Origin of the sequence: Microcoleus sp. BROC3 (assembly GCF_036702515.1) — a bacterium.
In the GTDB taxonomy this organism is placed as follows: Bacteria; Cyanobacteriota; Cyanobacteriia; order Cyanobacteriales; family Microcoleaceae; genus Microcoleus.
On sequence record NZ_JAUBTQ010000090.1, the window covers coordinates 1 to 17,050 of the forward strand.

At 47.3% G+C, this 17,050-nt stretch carries 10 protein-coding genes; 7 read left to right on the top strand and 3 right to left on the bottom strand.

The window, feature by feature from the left end; translation table 11 throughout:
- Nucleotides 1-178 precede the first annotated feature (178 nt).
- Both QUB30_RS31295 and QUB30_RS31300 read right to left on the bottom strand, forming a co-directional pair.
- Nucleotides 179-1,219, bottom strand: coding sequence for a glucokinase (locus QUB30_RS31295; RefSeq protein ID WP_333341866.1), 1,041 nt, complete (start codon nt 1,217-1,219; stop codon nt 179-181).
- A 35-nt stretch (nt 1,220-1,254) separates the two neighbouring features.
- Nucleotides 1,255-3,315 (bottom strand): amylo-alpha-1,6-glucosidase, encoded by a 2,061-nt coding sequence (locus QUB30_RS31300; RefSeq protein ID WP_333341868.1) that lies wholly within the window; start codon nt 3,313-3,315, stop codon nt 1,255-1,257.
- 317 nt (nt 3,316-3,632) lie between these two features.
- Here QUB30_RS31300 and treZ point away from each other — a divergent pair, with 317 nt between their 5' ends.
- On the top strand, nt 3,633-5,462 hold the full coding sequence (gene treZ / locus QUB30_RS31305; protein ID WP_333341870.1) for a malto-oligosyltrehalose trehalohydrolase: 1,830 nt from the start codon (nt 3,633-3,635) through the stop codon (nt 5,460-5,462).
- Nucleotides 5,463-5,703: 241 nt separating this feature from the next.
- Nucleotides 5,704-8,499: a malto-oligosyltrehalose synthase gene (gene treY / locus QUB30_RS31310; RefSeq protein WP_333341872.1), complete on the top strand. Its 2,796-nt coding sequence runs from the start codon at nt 5,704-5,706 to the stop codon at nt 8,497-8,499.
- A gap of 19 nt (nt 8,500-8,518) precedes the next feature.
- On the opposite strand, the gene QUB30_RS31315 is transcribed toward treY, so the two are convergent.
- Nucleotides 8,519-8,650 (bottom strand): hypothetical protein, encoded by a 132-nt coding sequence (locus QUB30_RS31315; protein ID WP_333341874.1) that lies wholly within the window; start codon nt 8,648-8,650, stop codon nt 8,519-8,521.
- A gap of 390 nt (nt 8,651-9,040) precedes the next feature.
- Here QUB30_RS31315 and dnaK point away from each other — a divergent pair, with 390 nt between their 5' ends.
- The 5 genes from dnaK to QUB30_RS31340 form a co-directional block, all read left to right on the top strand.
- Nucleotides 9,041-10,957 carry a molecular chaperone DnaK gene (dnaK, locus tag QUB30_RS31320; RefSeq protein WP_333341876.1) on the top strand — a complete coding sequence of 639 codons (1,917 nt, stop codon included), beginning with the start codon at nt 9,041-9,043 and terminating at the stop codon, nt 10,955-10,957.
- Between the two features lie 336 nt (nt 10,958-11,293).
- Complete coding sequence (locus QUB30_RS31325) at nt 11,294-11,806, top strand: DUF4112 domain-containing protein (RefSeq protein WP_333341878.1); 513 nt, start codon at nt 11,294-11,296, stop codon at nt 11,804-11,806.
- A 618-nt stretch (nt 11,807-12,424) separates the two neighbouring features.
- Nucleotides 12,425-13,033 carry a PadR family transcriptional regulator gene (locus tag QUB30_RS31330; RefSeq protein ID WP_333341880.1) on the top strand — a complete coding sequence of 203 codons (609 nt, stop codon included), beginning with the start codon at nt 12,425-12,427 and terminating at the stop codon, nt 13,031-13,033.
- A gap of 270 nt (nt 13,034-13,303) precedes the next feature.
- The gene (locus QUB30_RS31335; protein ID WP_333341882.1) at nt 13,304-15,088 is read left to right on the top strand and encodes an efflux RND transporter periplasmic adaptor subunit; all 1,785 of its coding nucleotides are present in this window, start codon (nt 13,304-13,306) and stop codon (nt 15,086-15,088) included.
- Nucleotides 15,089-15,272: 184 nt separating this feature from the next.
- Nucleotides 15,273-17,050, top strand: a 1,778-nt coding sequence (locus QUB30_RS31340; RefSeq protein ID WP_333341883.1) for an efflux RND transporter permease subunit, incomplete at its 3' end; no start/stop codon positions are given.

A 17,050-nucleotide genomic window follows, 5' to 3' on the forward strand; every position in this document is an offset into this window, starting at 1 on the left:
GTGGGGTGGGCTTCTAGCCCGCCCAAGTCTCAGTCACAGGCAAGATGCCTGTGGCACAAAAATTCTTGTGGGGTGGGCTTCTAGCCCGCCCAAGTCTCAGTCACAGGCAAGATGCCTGTGGCACAAAAATTCTTGTGGGGTGGGATCTTCTAGCCCGCCCAAACTATTTAAAATTCTCCTAAAGACCTGCCGCACAAACCGCCGCTCCAATTAAGCCTACATTATCATTCAAAACCAATCGAACTGGCATCATTTCTAACAGCGAATCCATCCGGCCTTTGTGCCTAAAAGCTCGCATAAAACCCCCTTCTAAAATCAGCGGCAAAATTTTAGCAGCAATGCCGCCGGCTATGTACAAACCGCCGTAAGGTAAAAGTGTCACAGCCAGATTTCCCGCCACCGCACCGTAAGCTTCTACAAACATTTGCATTGTTTGTTCCGAAAGCCGATCGCACTTTTTGAGTGCCGCCTGTGCAATTGTCGCCCCCGGATCGACACTCTTCTCGCTTTTACCGAGCTCTGACTCCCATTTTTTGATAACTTCCCCTACCTCCGACGATTCAGGAGCAAACTTTCTGTCCCGCAAAAACTGGTAAATTGAAACAATCCCTTGTCCCGAAACCACACGCTCGATCGATATTCTTTGAATGTCGTGTTTTGCTAACAAATATTTCAGCAATTCAAACTCCAACTCCGAACGAGGAGCAAAGTCACCGTGTCCCCCTTCCGAAGAAAAAACCCTGATGCCATTTGCCTCGGGAATTGCAAAACAATTTCCCAAACCAGTACCCGCACCAATCACAGCAATTGGATCGTATTCGCGGGGTTTTCCTAGTTGCAAAGTGTGCAAATCTGTAGCCTCCAAACCCCACACGCCATAGCCAACCGCAACAAAATCATTAATTAAACTGACGCGGGATATTCCTAATTCTTGTTCCAGACGCTTCGCATCCAGCACCCAAGGCAAATTAGTTAGTTTTGCAGTGTTGTTAACCACCGGCCCTGCGATCGCAAAACAAGCTTTTTCTGGTTCTGGTGCAAAATTTAACTTAATAGCAGCTTCCGTCAAAAACTGCTGCACCATCGGTACTAAATCAGGGAACTCCCCGCTCGGATAGCGAAACTCGTAAAGAGCGTTCATTTCACCCTTAACAGTCCTTTCCACCAAGCGCAAAATTGTCTTAGTTCCGCCAATATCGCCCGCTAATAATAATGTCATAAACCTCCTATTCAACCCAACATAACATTCCCCATTTAAACACCCACAGTATTAATTGCCAACCAAGCCCGCAGCACCTCAGCCACAGTCCAAGCTTGAGCCGTGCAGCCCCGAGGCTCGTGGGGGGCGTCGCCCTCAAAAATTTCGCCCAGACTGCCAACTCCGCCGCCTCTTATATGATGTGCCATAGGTTCGAGGAATTCGCTCGCTTGTGCTGGGTCTTTGTATACGTGCAAGTGCGCCAAGACAAACGGGCCAATCAGCCAGCCCCAAGCTGTGCCCTGGTGGTAGGCGCTGTCGCGCTGCAATTGGTCGCCTCCGTATGCGCCGTGATATTGCGGGTGCTGCTGCGAGAGGCTGCGGAGGCCGACAGAAGTCAGAAGCTGTTGAGCGCAGCCGTCCACCACGCCGCGCTGCTGGATGGGCGTCAGTAACGGTGTATAGCGGGTTTGCTTGTGCATCCCCCCTGACAAGGAGTTGGCGGAGTGAGGAGGAATCGAGTCTAGGGGCAGGGATACGGCGAATATCTGGTTGGGCCGCAGCGAGGCATCGTGTCCGTCTGGGCCGTCGAGAACGTCGTAACAGTAACCGGTTGAGGCGTTCCAGAAGCGAGGGAATCCGGCGGCCGTTCGATCGCCCAATTGCTGGTATTCATAGTGAGGCTTGCCCAGTTTTCGAGCAAAATTTGCCATCGCTTGTATAGCATTGTACCAAAGGGCGCTGAGTTCGATCGGCTTACCAATCCGGGGCGTCACCACCCAATCGCCGATTTTCGCGTCCATCCAAGTCAGTTGCACACCCTTCTCGCCGGCGTAGATTAAACCGTCATCGGGATCGACGCGGATGTTATACCGAGTTCCCTGTACGTGCCAGTCAACAATCTCACATAACGTAGGCCAGAGTTCGCTCAAAAGTTCGTCGTCCCCCGTGGCATCGATATAAGCGCGAATTGCCTCAAAGTACCACAGCGTGGCGTCTGCGGTGTTGTATTCCGGTTCGCCGCCCGCATCCGGGAAGCGGTTTGGCAGCATTCCCCGATCGACATACCGCGCAAATGTCCGCAAAATCGATCGCGCAATTTCCCATCGCCCGGTACAGATTGTGAGACCGGGCAGGGCGATCGTCGTATCGCGCCCCCAGTCGCTGAACCAGGGATATCCGGCGATGATCGTTTTGCCTTCGGGTTCCTCCGGTAGCGGGCGGCTGACGATAAATTGGTCGGCGGCGAGCACTAAGGTATTGATCCAGTCGGGAGATTCGCTCACTTTTGACCAGTTTTGCAGCAGTTCTCGATCGCCAGCGCGGCGAACTTCTAAAGCTTTACCGCCGTTGAGTTCGGGATTTTTCTCGGTGCTGGCTATCAATGTCAGAGAACTTCCCGGTGCGATCGTCATGTGAAAAGTCGCCGCGTGCAAGTGATCCTCGCTGCAGTCCAATCCGCGGCGCTTTTCGGCCGCGAGGTCCAATCCGTAATGCCAATTGTATAAAGCCGCAGAAACTCGAAATTTTGCCTCGGCTTCGGCATCCGTCAGCAGGTACAGGGGTGCAGCCTTGGGAAATGCAGTCACGCAAACCCCGCGTTCCAAGGTTTCTAGGCTCATCTGCCAGTCGCCGGCGCTCGTCGTGTGGTGGTAGTCGCGGTAGTTGACTAGGGCTTTGACAGCGAGGGCGATCGGTTGTGAGGCGCGGTGCAAGCGGTATTGAATATATGTTGTGTTAGCACCTTGCTGCATCCAAATCCGCTTTTCCAGGATAGCCTCGGCGAGAGCAAACCTCCAAACAGGCGTCGTTCCTTCTAGGTGAAAGCTTTCGATGTATTTGTAGCCGTGGGGTTCCATCGTCGCGTCGGCCCAGCGGTTTGTATAAAGCGGATAGGCGCGATCGTGATACACAGCCGTCTCGTCCAGCTTGGCGAGCATCAAAGTGCGTCCCAGCGGGGGTTTGAGGGCGGCTACCAGCAGCCCGTGATAGCGGCGGGTGAGGAGATTGGCGATCGTCCCGCTAGCGTAACCGCCGATCCCGTTTGTGACCAACCACTCCCGAGACTCCGCCGAGTCGAGATTGCAGCAGATTTCCCGTCCAAAAGCCATAACCATAAAATCCACACTCGCGCTGATTTTTGACCTACCTTTAGGTAGATTTTCGACATGATACTAACCAGAAATATTAACGCTTGCAGGCCGTTAATTTGGCGATCGCCCCCGTGCAGATTCATGCTCTAATTTAGACACAACCAACCGCTAATTTTGCCCGATACACAATTCTAGCCTTTGATGGCTCTATCTAAAGTTAGTTGTTTCTTATATTAAGTAATATTACCGTCTAAACAGGCGCTGAACGTTAAGGGCAAAGCATTTGATAGCGCGTCGGGCGATCGAACTACCAACCTATTTTATAAGGAGAACAGCTCAAAGTGAAGATAGGAGCAAATTACCTCGGCAATAACCAATGTGAATTTACCGTTTGGGCGCCCACCCTCAAACAAATCGCAGTCCAAATTGTTTCCCCAAAAAAACGCCTGATACCCCTGCAACAATCAGCAGAAGGTTATTGGCAAACCACAGCTACAGACATCGAACCAGGAACCCTTTACACCTACCAAATCGAAGGAAAAACCGACCGACCAGACCCAGCCTCAAAATATCAACCCCAAGGCGTACACGCCCCGTCGCAAGTAATAGATGAAAATATTTTTACTTGGACTGACACAAATTGGCAAGGCGTGCCGCTAGCCGAAATGATTATTTACGAACTGCACGTCGCCACGTTCACCCAAGCCGGAACCTTTGAAGCAATAATTTCCCAGCTAAAACAACTTAAAGAATTGGGAATCAACGCCATCGAAATAATGCCAGTAGCCCAATTTCCTGGCGAGCGAAACTGGGGATATGACGGCGTATATCCCTACGCAGTTCAAAACTCCTACGGCGGGCCCGAAGGCTTCAAAACACTCGTCAACGCCTGCCACGAACACGGCATTTCCGTAATTCTCGATGTAGTTTACAACCACCTCGGGCCCGAAGGAAATTATCTCAGGGACTTCGGCCCATACTTTACATCAAAATACGGCTCAGTTTGGGGAGACCCCCTCAACTTCGACGACGCCTACAGCGACGGCGTGCGCAACTACTTTCTTGAAAATGCCCTATACTGGTTTCGAGACTATCACATCGACGCCCTGAGGTTAGATGCAATTCAAGCAATATTTGAAGTAGGTGCAAGACCTTTTTTACAAGAACTATCCGATGCCACAGCCGATATTTCCCAAGAACTAGGACGGCAACTTTACTTAATAGCCGAAAGTGACTTAAATGATGTCCGCACTGTACGTCCCAAAGAACTCGGCGGCTTCGGACTAGATGCCCAATGGTGCGATGATTTCCACCACGCACTGCACGCCTTGCTCACCGGAGAAGATGACCGATACTACCAAGATTTCGGCAAGTGCGAACACTTAGAAAAAGCCTTCAAAGAAAGCTTTGTTTACTCCGGCCAGTACGCCCCCCACAGAAAGCGGAAACACGGCAATTCTGTTAAGGATGAACCGGGTCATAAATTTGTAGTATTTTCCCAAACTCACGACCAAATCGGCAACCGCATTTTGGGAGACCGACTCTCGAAAATAGTAGACTTTGAAGGATTGAAACTCGCAGCCGGCACAGTCTTGATTTCTCCATACATTCCCTTCTTTTTTATGGGAGAAGAATACGGAGAAGAAGCACCGTTTTTTTACTTCGTTTCCCACTCGGACGAAAACTTAATTGAAGCTATCCGCAAAGACAAACAACAAGAATTTAAAATCTTTGAAGGTCGAGGCCAGTTTCACGACCCCCAGAGTCCTGAGACTTTCGATAAGTGCAAGTTAAACTGGGAAAAACAAACAGAAGGCAAACACAAAATCCTCTGGGAATGGCACCAACATTTGATTCAACTGCGGCGGACAATACCCGCCCTTAAAAAACTCGACAAAAACAGTCTAGAAGTGTCCAGCATTGAAGCGGAAAAAATCTTATTTCTACGTCGCTGGACAGATGACAGCCAGATATTCTGCATTCTAAACTTCAACAGGCAAGAGGTAGCTTTTACGGCTGCACTTCCCCAAGGCAACTGGAACAAAATTTTAGACTCTGCTGATGAAAAATGGATGGGTTCAGGTTCTAGCTTGCCTGAAAAGATAAATTCACAGCAAGAATTGACTGTTAAACCCCAAAGTTTCGCACTCTACGAAATAATACAGAAATAGTAGGTTGGGCGGAGCGAAGCGTAGGGTTCGCTGCCGCTCAACCCAACAACTGATTTTAGATTGGGGATTTGAGATTTTAGATGGGAGCAAAAATCTCAAATTTCAAATTTCAAATCTCACTAAAATCTCCAGTTAATGACGTTGGGCGGAGTGAAACGGAGAGTTAGTTTTCCACCCAACTTACTATTTCTAACTTAACACAACAAATCCCAGCAACTAACTAATTAGGAGTAAAATTAAGATGAGAATTCCCACAACAACTTATCGGATTCAATTTCATGGAGGTTTTAACTTTGAAGCAGCCAAACAAATCCTTAGCTATCTGGAAGATTTAGGAATTACCGACATTTACGCTTCACCGATATTTAAAGCCAGAAAAGGCAGCTCTCACGGATACGATGTCGTTGACTCAAATCAGCTCAATCCTGAATTAGGAACATCAGAAAACTTTGAAGCCCTCACATACGAAATCAAGAAACGGAACATGGGATGGCTGCAAGATATTGTCCCGAACCACATGGCTTACGACACTCAAAACTTGCTGCTGTTAGACGTATTGGAACACGGGCCGGATTCCGACTATTTCGATTACTTTGATATTGAATGGAATCATGCTTACGAACATCTCAGAGGTCGAGTGCTGGCTCCGCTGCTGGGCAATTTTTATGGAGAGTGTCTGGAAAATGGCGAGATTCAACTCAAATACAGCGAAATTGGGCTGACCATCAATTATTATAGCTTACAATTGCCCGTAAAAATCGAATCTTATGCTAAATTCATCAGTCATAATTTGGGGCATTTAGCCAGGGAATTAGGCAGACGGCATCCAGATTTTATCAAGTTTTTGGGAATTCTTTATTTGATTAAAAATACCCCTTCAGAAACTAAAGGTAAAGCCAGATACGATCAGATAGCTTTTGTCAAAGGCCTGCTGTGGGAACTCTACAATCAAAATCCCCTGGTGCAGGAATTTATAGATGAAAATATCAATTTTTTTAACGGAGAAAAGGGCAAGGCCGAAAGTTTTAATTTCTTGGACGAGTTGCTTTCCGAGCAGTTTTACCGTCTGGCATTCTGGAAAGTGGGGGCCGAAGAAATTAACTACCGAAGGTTTTTTACAGTCAACGAACTGATTTCGGTAAAAGTTGAAGAGATTAAAGTTTTTCACAAAAACCACGAGCTGATATTCGACCTGGTTGAAGAGGGAAAGTTTACGGGATTGAGAATCGACCACATCGACGGACTGTACGACCCCACAGAATATTTGAAACGGCTCCGGGAGAGAGCCGGAGACACTTACATTACTGTTGAAAAAATTCTGGAACACGAAGAAGATTTGCCGTCATATTGGCCGATTGAGGGAACTAGCGGCTACGATTTTTTGAACTACGTAAACGGCGTTTTTTGTCGGTGCGATCGCGAACAGCAATTTAGCGAAATATATCAGAGATTTACTCGCTTGAACGTTCCCTACGAACAGTTATTTTTAGATAAAAAAGGACTGATTGTTGAGAAAAATTTAGCGGGAGATGTAGACAATCTGGCTCAACTTTTGAAAAATATCTCGGGTCAATCCAGACAGGGAAACGACTTTACTCGTCCCGGTTTGGAAAAAGCATTGGCCGCTGTTTTGACGATTTTTCCAGTCTACCGAACTTACATCAATCAAGACGGCTTGAGAGAGTCCGATCGCACTTACGTACAATATGCGATCGCCCACGCCAAAGAACAAGTACCGCGACTCTTGAAAGAACTTAAATTTATCGAAACAGTGCTCTTGCTGGAAGAAGAAGAAACCCTAACAACCGAACAAAAAGAGCAGCGCCGGCACTTTGTCATGAAACTCCAGCAGTTGACAGGTCCATTAATGGCAAAAGGTGTTGAAGACACGCTTTTATACGTCTACTATCGGCTTTTATCGCTCAACGAAGTCGGAGGAAACCCCAGTCAGTTCGGCGTTTCGCTAGTAGATTTTCACGAGTTCAACCAACAGCAGCAAGCCGCTTGGCCGCACAAAATGAATGCTACAGCTACCCACGATACCAAACGCGGCGAAGATGTGCGAGCCAGAATAAACGTTTTGTCAGAAATTCCAGATGAATGGGAACAGCAAGTCAGGTCTTGGAGAGAGCTAAACTCTTCTAAGAAAGTCAATTTTGCGAATCGAATGGTTCCCGATACTAATGACGAATACTTCTTATACCAAACTCTGCTCGGCAGTTTTCCCTTTGAGGGAATTGAAAACACTGATTATGTCGATCGCCTGAAAGATTATGTCATTAAAGCTGTCCGCGAAGCCAAAGTTTATACGGCTTGGCTGAGACCGGATAACGACTACGAAGCTGGTTTTATGACCTTTGTCGATAGCGTTCTCGAACCTTCGGAACAAAATCAGTTTCTCAAGAAATTTACACCTTTCTGCAAAAAAGTAGCTAATTACGGAATTTTCAATTCTTTATCTCAAACACTGCTGAAAATCACTGCTCCGGGCATTCCCGACATTTATCAAGGGACGGAATTCTGGGATTTAAGCCACGTCGATCCGGATAACCGCCGTCCCGTTGATTTTGACCGCAGAATCGAGGTTTTGCGGGAAATTAAAGAGCAAGCTCAGACGGATATTTTGCAACTGGTTGAAGATTTGATTGCGACGCGGGAAGATGCTAGAATTAAGTTGTTTTTGACGGCAAGAACCCTAGAAGCGAGAAAAAAATACTTGCAAGTTTTTCAATCAGGCGACTATCTGCCCCTGCAAACAGTTGGCACGTTTAAAGATAATGTTGTTGCCTTTGCCAGAAGCTTTGGAGACACTACAGTTATTGTCATTGCTCCCCGGTTTGTGACGGGAATTGTCAAACCGGAAGAAATGCCGATCGGCAAACAAGTCTGGAAAGATACTAATTTGAAATTATCCGAGCAAATGCCGTCGGTTTGGAAAGATGCAATTACAAATCAGGCGGTAGAAAGTAACGGTACGTTGGCAATTGGTGAAGCTCTCAGTTACTTTCCGGCAGCTCTGCTGATCGGTAAAAAATAGCAATTAAAAGCTGGAAAATTCAATAATTATCCGAAATTCCCAGGAAGCGGACTTGAGGCTCTCCCTCAATATATTCATTTCCAGGCACAGCCTGGAAGTAAATGGGTAGGGACACGGCATTGCCGTGTCCATTTTCAGAATTGATATTCAACTAGATTTGAAGTCAAAAAAACCGCCCGCCCCGAACCACCCCAACAAAATTTATACAACAAAGACGGCAAATACAACACAACGTATACGGTTTGCCACAATACCCGAATCCATCGCACCCCGTACATTAGGAAGAGTAAAGAAAAGCAGTCAACAACTGTAGCGGTACAAGGCTCGTGAATGCAACCGTCCCTCAAAAGGTTCGGTAAACACGCCTTCATCCCCCGGTCTAACCGCCCGCAGTATAGAGATAAGCACCCTATCGAAGACTGTATTAAAGCAGGACTCACTATCCGTACACCCCCCCAGGTGAAATCGCAGTCCTGAATAACCAGACTATCGCACAGATAGAAAACCAAAATTTTGTAGAGATTGGAGCCGGAACACCCCTATGGGAAAAGTAGTTGGAATTGACTTAGGTACGACAAACTCCTGCGTCGCAGTTATGGAAGGCGGCAAACCCACCGTCATAGCCAACGCCGAAGGGGGTCGCACCACACCTTCTGTAGTAGCATATGCTAAAAATGGCGATCAACTTGTCGGACAAATCGCCAAGCGTCAAGCCGTGATGAACGCCGAAAATACCTTTTACTCAGTAAAACGGTTTATCGGGCGTCGGGTTGATGAAGTAGCCCATGAAACCACTGAAGTTTCCTACAAAGTCCTCAAAGTCGGCAACAGCCTCAAACTGGACTGTCCCGCCCGCGGCAAGCAATTTGCCCCAGAAGAAATTTCTGCACAAGTTCTCCGCAAACTGGTAGAAGACGCCAGCAAATACCTCGGCGAAACTGTCACCCAAGCGGTAATTACTGTTCCCGCTTACTTCAACGACTCCCAGCGCCAAGCTACGAAAGACGCGGGAAAAATTGCCGGTATAGAAGTGCTGCGGATTATTAACGAACCTACAGCAGCCGCTTTAGCTTACGGATTAGATAAAAAGAGCAACGAAACCATCCTCGTATTTGACTTAGGTGGCGGTACTTTCGACGTATCTATTCTCGAAGTAGGCGACGGCGTATTTGAAGTGCTAGCAACTTCTGGAGACACTCACCTCGGCGGTGACGACTTCGACAAAAAAATCGTCGATTTCATCGCTAACGAATTCCAAAGAGCCGAAGGAATTGACCTCCGCAAAGACAAACAAGCACTGCAACGCCTGACGGAAGCAGCAGAAAAAGCCAAGATTGAGCTTTCGAGCGTTACCCAAGCAGAAATCAACCTGCCGTTTATTACCGCGACTCAAGACGGGCCAAAACACTTGGACACGACTTTGACGCGGGGCAAGTTTGAAGAACTGTGCTCGGATTTGATCGATCGCTCTCGCATCCCGGTAGAAAATGCGATCCGCGACGCCAAATTAGACAAATCTGCAATTAATGAAGTTGTCTTAGTTGGTGGTTCTACACGCATTCCTGCGGTGCAAGAACTGGTCAAAAAAATCCTCGGCAAAGACCCCAACCAAACGGTCAACCCGGATGAAGTGGTAGCAGTCGGTGCAGCAATTCAAGCCGGCGTACTTGCAGGCGAAGTCAAAGACATCCTGTTGCTCGACGTTACTCCGCTGTCTCTCGGCGTCGAAACCTTGGGCGGCGTAATGACCAAAATTATTCCCCGCAACACCACTATTCCTACTAAGAAGTCGGAAACTTTCTCGACGGCTGTAGACGGCCAAACAAACGTGGAAATTCACGTTTTGCAAGGCGAACGAGAAATGGCGAATGACAACAAGGATTTGGGAACCTTCCGCTTAGATGGAGTTCCACCAGCCCCCCGTGGCGTACCTCAAATTGAAGTTACTTTCGATATCGATGCTAACGGTATTTTGAATGTAGCTGCCAAAGATAAAGGTACTGGCAAGGAGCAATCGATTAGCATTACTGGTGCTTCTACTTTGCCCAGCAATGAAGTCGATCGCATGGTGAAGGAAGCCGAATCGAATGCTTCTGCTGACAAAGAACGTCGCGAACGGATCGATCGCAAAAACCAAGGCGATTCTTTAGCCTATCAAATTGAGAAGCAGTTGGCAGAATTGGGTGATAAAGTTCCCGCTGCTGACAAGACTAAGGTTGAAGGGTTGATCAAAGACTTGCGCGATGCGATCGCTACTGAAGATGACGATCGCATCAAAACCTTGACAACAGAGTTGCAGCAAGCATTCTACGCTGTCAGCAGCAACCTGTACCAGCAAGCAGGCGGCCCGACTGACGGCCCTGGTGGCCCCGGTGGCCCTGGTGGCTATGGAGACGGCGGCCCCACTGGCGGCGGCGACGACGTGATTGACGCCGACTTCACTGAAGGCAACAAATAAAAGGCTAAATTAAAAGCCCCCAGCTAGAAGCAAGAAACCCGGTTTTGAACAGAAACCGGGTTTCTGTGCATTCAAAAACAAACAAAAGGCGATTGCCCAAAATCAGTAAAAATCTGCTTGAGGGATAGTGAAAAAACTTGAATATGCTTCAATAAATATCATAAACTAGCAGTAATATCAACTCCCGTAGCATCGGAATTAATATTACCCACAGTCAGGACACGGCAGTGCCGTGTCCCTACAATAATCGGGGGGTAGGGACAGGGCACTGCCGTGTCCTCGGTATCATTCCGATGCAACCGGAAACGATATAATATCGCAATCGAGAGCAATCAAATGTCACGTTCTCCTATACAAAATTCCTCCCCAAATACTCCCAGCCCATCTCATGTAGCATCCTTGCGCCGACTCCGCCGGATCAGCCATTTACTAGACAATGCAATTCCGATTCCCGGCACAAAATACCGTATTGGACTCGATCCGGTATTGGGACTGATACCGGGCGGCGGCGATTTTATCAGTTCAATCTTTGCAGGTTATGTTGTCTTCAAATCCGCTCAAATGGGAGTGCCGCGAGAGACTTTAGTACAAATGGCTGCTAACATCGTATTTGATACAGTTGCCGGTACTGTACCTGTGGCAGGAGATTTGTTGGATGTTACTTGGAAAGCTAATGTCAAAAATATAGAATTGCTGGATGCTCATTTAGGTTCCCCCGAACCCGGGAAAAAAGCCGATTGGCTATTTGTGGCTGCTTTGCTGTTGGGTTTGATGTTAATTGTCGGAGGCGTGATTTTCTTGAGCGTGATGCTTTTTGGGTGGCTATTTCAAGTAATTACAGGGCGTTAATTTCGGGGTGTAGGATAAAGAGCAATGACTCTAACTGTGTCAGGTTCAGAGCATCTAATCTGGTATAATTTGTGTTTTAAAAATTATATTTTAGTAGGATGACTGGCAATTAAAAACATCGGGATTTATGATGATTTATACTTGCCAATTAATTTCTGACTGTGAGCTAGGAAAAAACAGTTAGGTGCTCCAAAAAATTCTCAATGAATACTAAAATCTATCAGGGTTTTAAAATTCAACCAACCCATGCCAAGAAAAGTTCTGGTGCTTTTACCCAAAAAGATATGTGGCAGAAATCGCAGCTATTAAGCAGAGTCTATTAAATCATTTCGGAGACATCCAAGACCAGGCAGAATCTCACTTTGAACACAAGTGAGATTCTGCCGTTCCTCTGACCGAAATCGAGGTAAATCAGCACTCTTCTTATATCTTAAATGGGTTCTATCATATAAAGCGATCGCCCTTTCTCGAACCTAAAAAAATATACATTAAGGGGATTGACAAAATTAATTCAACGTGTAATTAGATTTAAATTTTCTTTGAAACTAGCTATTGACCCGATCGCCGTTGAGTCCGATATAGTGATATAATCCAGACTATAATATCAATTTGATATAAATGCTTGAATTATCAGCGCTTGGGCTGCTACAGTTGCAACCCCTGCACGGCTATCGGCTAAAGCAACAACTGGAGCTGTTTATGAGCAGTTGCATCAGCGTCAACTACGGAGCGATTTACCCGCTGCTGAAGCGCTTGGAAGAGCGAGGGGAGATTTCGGTAATAGCCGAAGAAGCCGGAGATGCGGGCTGTCCGCGCAAAATCTACGGAATTACCGCCAAAGGGCGCGAACTCTGGCGGCAAAAAATGCTCGAACACCCTCAAGAAAGCTGGGTTAACAGTGGTTCCCGGTTCCGAATTAAGTTTTTCTTTTTTGGTAACTTAGAACCGGAAGAACGGCTGAAGCTATTGGAACACCGCTTGCGAGCCTGTTACACCCGGCAAGACTACATCGAAAGCCTCAAAAGCGAATATCCACTAACCGATGACTATCAATTCGCCTCTCGCGATCGCTGCAAGTCAGTGCTGGCGTCAGAGATCAAGTGGTTAACCGAGCAACTAGCCAAGGAAAGAAGGGCGATCGCCGGAGTGCGTGACTCCCCAACCTCCGCTGAATCCGCTGAATCCAAGGAAAAATCCTTGCAATTCACCCACTCAGGTAATCCATAAGAAGGAGGTCTAATCTTCCCTGGAGATCGTAACTTTTGAGAGATAACAAAAAGCTTTCCTAAAAATAATCACCCCCTGGCTTGACTAACTGCGATCGGACTAAAGCCCTGCACATACCCCAACCCCATTAAAAAGGGACTTTCCCGATTCCATCCTGTTTAAAATCGCTTGTCCTTATTCCCCATGTTTGAGGGGAACGCTGGAAAATCAAATATTCCGCCCAAGTCTCAGTAAGTCAGACGTTAAAAAAAAATCTAAGTGGTGCTGCCAATGAGTTATTCTAAATCCCCAGAATCCGTCGTTGAAGCTGAAGAGCAAAAATCTCCCACACCGGAACTGCACCCAACGGATGCAGACAGCGAGCAACCGCAGGATTCTGCCACCGTTGCCGACGATCGCCCCGAACCTGTTGCTAAACCCCGATCGCGCTGGCCTCTAATTGCCGCGCTCGCGATCGCCACAGGCGCAGCAGGTTTCGGCTGGTACTCGTGGCAATCGGGTCATAATCGCGCACAGCAACCGGCAGCAGCAGCCCAACCCCCAGGCATACCAGTCAAGCTCGCAGCCATACAAACCAGCTCAGTCCAAGAAGCCTCGGAATTTGTCAGCAGCTTAGAAGCGAAGCGTTCGGTAGAAATCAAACCCGAAGTAGAAGGGCTAGTCACGGAGATTTTTGTCAAATCCGGGGACTTCATAAACAAAGGGCAAGCCATCGCCCGCATGAAAAGCGACAGCGCCCAAGCTGACTTGAGGCAATCTCAAGCCAACCTGATCCGCGCTCAATCCCACTTAGCCGAGTTGCAAGCAGGAACCAGGCCCGAAGAAATCGCCCAAGCTCAAGCCCAAGTCGCCCAAGCCCAAGCCAACCTCGCCCAACTGCGATCGGGCTCTCGGCCAGAAGAAATTGGTCAAGCCCAAGCCCGCGTTTCCCAAGCTGAAGCCGACCTCGCCGACGCCCAAACAGGTAGCCTCTTAGAAGACATTGCCCAAGCAAGAGCGCAAATAGAAGCAAGCACAGCCGAAGCAAAATTAGCCAGCCAGCAGCTTGCCAGATATCAGGCATTGGCAAAAGAAGGCGCAGAATCCGCGAACACCCTCGAGGAATACACCCAAAAAGCAGGCACCGCCCAAGCCAACCTCCGAGAAGCTCAAAGGCGGTTCGAGCAGCGGCAAAAAAACAGACAAGCCGAGATCGAGCGCCGGACAGCAGCCTTGCAACAGCAGCGGCAAGCTTTGCGGCAGTTGCAAAACGGTTCGCGCCCAGAGGAAATAGCCAAAGCCGAAGCAGAAGTCGCACAAGCCAAGAGCAGATTAGCGCAGTTAGCCAACGGCACTCGCCAAGAACAGCTCGATCAAGCTGAAGCGCAAGTTGCCGAGGCCGCCGCTCAAGTGCGCGGCTTTGAAGTACAACTGCAAGAAACTGCGGTCATCGCGCCCTTCGCGGGAGTCATCGGCGACATACCAGTGAAAGTAGGTGATAACTTGCAAAAAGGTAACGCCATTGCCACCCTGACTGAGAACCAATTGCTAGACTTGCGGTTATCAATTCCTTTGGAACGGATGCCTCAATTACGCTTAGGGCTTCCAGTACAAATGCTCGACGCTCAAGGTAAGGCGATCGCCCAAGGTCAAATCAGTTTTATCTCCCCGAACGTCAGCGCCAATTCCCAAACAATTTTAGCTAAAGCCACCTTTCCCAACCCCAGTGGCGAACTGCTTAATCTCCAGTTTGTAAAAGCTAAAGTCATCTGGAAACAGAACCAGGGAATTTTAGTTCCAGTAACAGCAGTCACTCGCTTAGGTGGGGAAACTTTTGTCTTCACAGCTCAAAAGCCCGAACAGGCAAAACCTGGAATGCCACCTTTAGTAGCGCGACAAAAGTCCGTGAAATTGGGAGCCATTGAAGGGAATAATTATCAAGTTATCCAAGGTTTGCAAGCAGGCGAAAAAATTGTTACCGCAGGTATCCTTAACCTGACAGACGGCGCTCCTATTATGGCTCAAGAGGAAGGGGAAGGAGCAGGGAAAAAATTACAAGTAGAAAGCAAAAAATAAGGTATGTTGTTGCGCTTCAGCGCTCTTAAGATTGGAATTAAGAGCGCTAAAGCGCAACTACGTACCTTACGTGAAACTACTTGATTGCTCCGCTCTCAAAAAGGGGGCTATTTTAATTTTTGACAGAAGTGCATGCAATTAGGAATTAGCAATTATCAACTAACAACTACCCATTACCCAAATAATGTTTGCAGATTTCTTTATTAAACGACCAGTCTTTGCTAGCGTCTGCGCCTTAATTATTATCTTGGTAGGCGCAATCAGCATTCCCAGCATACCTATCGAGCGCTTCCCTGACATTAGCCCTACCCAAATTAACGTCACAGCTAACTATAGCGGGGCGAGTGCTGAAATTGTCGAAAATGCAGTTACAAACATCCTAGAAAGGCAAATCAACGGCGTTGAAGGACTAAAATATCTAACTTCCAGTAGTAGTAACGACGGCACCAGCACCATTACAGCAACCTTTGATTCATCGCGCAACAAAGACATTGCCGGCGTCGATGTTCAAAATCGAGTTGCAGTTGCTCAACCACAACTACCAGATGCCGTACAACGCACAGGAGTGAGAGTTACCAAACAATCTACAAGCCTCCTATTAGCGATCGGTTTATTTACCGAAAATAAAGAATACGACACCATATTTTTAAGCAACTACGCTGACCTATATTTAGCAGATGCTTTAAAGCGGGTAAAAGGTGTTGGCGACGTGCGAATTTTTGGGGAAAGACGCTATGCAATGCGTTTATGGATAGATCCCAATAAATTAGCAGCTCGCCGTCTCACAATGCAAGATGTAACGAGCGCTCTCAACGAACAAAACTTGCAAGTGGGTGCTGGGAGAGTTGGTCAAGAACCTGCTCCACAGGGACAAATGTATCAAATTGACTTGCGTGCTGAAAGTCGCCTCAAAGAACCTGCAGAATTTGAAGAAATCGTCCTCAAAACTGAGACCAATGGAACATTAGTTAAACTAAAAGATGTGGGGAGAGCAGAACTAGGGGCAGAGAATTACAGCTCATTTCTGCGATTTCGAGGCAATGATGCAGTAGGTTTAGGGATTTACCAACTGCCGGGAAGTAATGCTTTGAATGTTGCCCATGCCGTCAAAACAGAAATGGAAAAACTAGCTGTTGCTTTCCCTCCGGGGTTGATACATAGAGTAGCGCTGGACACGACTTTGTTTGTAGAAGAGTCGATGGCAGAAGTAGTCAAGACATTATTTGAAGCAGTCTTGCTAGTGGTGATAGTTATTTTTGTTTTCTTGCAAGACTGGCGCACAACTATTATTCCTATCATCACAATTCCAATTTCTTTGATTGGGACGTTTGCCTTTATCAAAGTTTTCGGATTTACGATTAACAGTTTATCTCTGTTTGGTCTGACATTAGCGACGGGATTAGTGGTTGATGACGCTATCATTGTAGTAGAAAATATTGACCGCCTGATCCGCCAAGGGATGAATGCCCGCGAAGCGGCTTTTGAGTCCATGCGGGAGCTTTTTAGCGCTGTAATTGCGACTTCTTTAGTGTTGATGGCAGTGTTCGTGCCAGTGGCATTTTTCCCCGGAACTACGGGAGCGCTTTATAAACAATTTGCGCTGACAATTGCTTTTTCAGTATTGCTTTCTACCTTTATTGCTATTACTCTGACGCCCTCACTTTCAGCTATATTACTGCGTCGAGGTCAGAAGTTTGGGGGCCCGCTAGGTTGGGTTTTTGACCGTTTTAATGGAGTTCTCGATTGGGTACAGCGGCAATATCGGAAATCCTTAATATTTCTCACAGGGATTAAGACTATTGTCACCCTCGTGTTCATCGCTTCTCTGGGAGTAACAGCTTGGCTTTATTTATCAGTCCCCACAGCATTTATCCCGGAAGAAGATCAGGGCTATTTTCTGACAATTATTCAAGGGCCCCAAGGTGTTTCGCTGCAATACACTCAGAAAGTAATGGACCAAGT

Excerpts from the sequence above, each read along its gene's own strand:
- QUB30_RS31295 (WP_333341866.1), bottom strand. The coding sequence starts at position 1,219 with ATGACATTATTATTAGCGGGCGATATTGGCGGAACTAAGACAATTTTG.
- QUB30_RS31300 (WP_333341868.1), bottom strand. The coding sequence starts at position 3,315 with ATGGTTATGGCTTTTGGACGGGAAATCTGCTGCAATCTCGACTCGGCG.
- treY (WP_333341872.1), top strand. The coding sequence starts at position 5,704 with ATGAGAATTCCCACAACAACTTATCGGATTCAATTTCATGGAGGTTTT.
- dnaK (WP_333341876.1), top strand. The coding sequence starts at position 9,041 with ATGGGAAAAGTAGTTGGAATTGACTTAGGTACGACAAACTCCTGCGTC.
- QUB30_RS31325 (WP_333341878.1), top strand. The coding sequence starts at position 11,294 with ATGTCACGTTCTCCTATACAAAATTCCTCCCCAAATACTCCCAGCCCA.
- QUB30_RS31330 (WP_333341880.1), top strand. The coding sequence starts at position 12,425 with ATGCTTGAATTATCAGCGCTTGGGCTGCTACAGTTGCAACCCCTGCAC.
- QUB30_RS31335 (WP_333341882.1), top strand. The coding sequence starts at position 13,304 with ATGAGTTATTCTAAATCCCCAGAATCCGTCGTTGAAGCTGAAGAGCAA.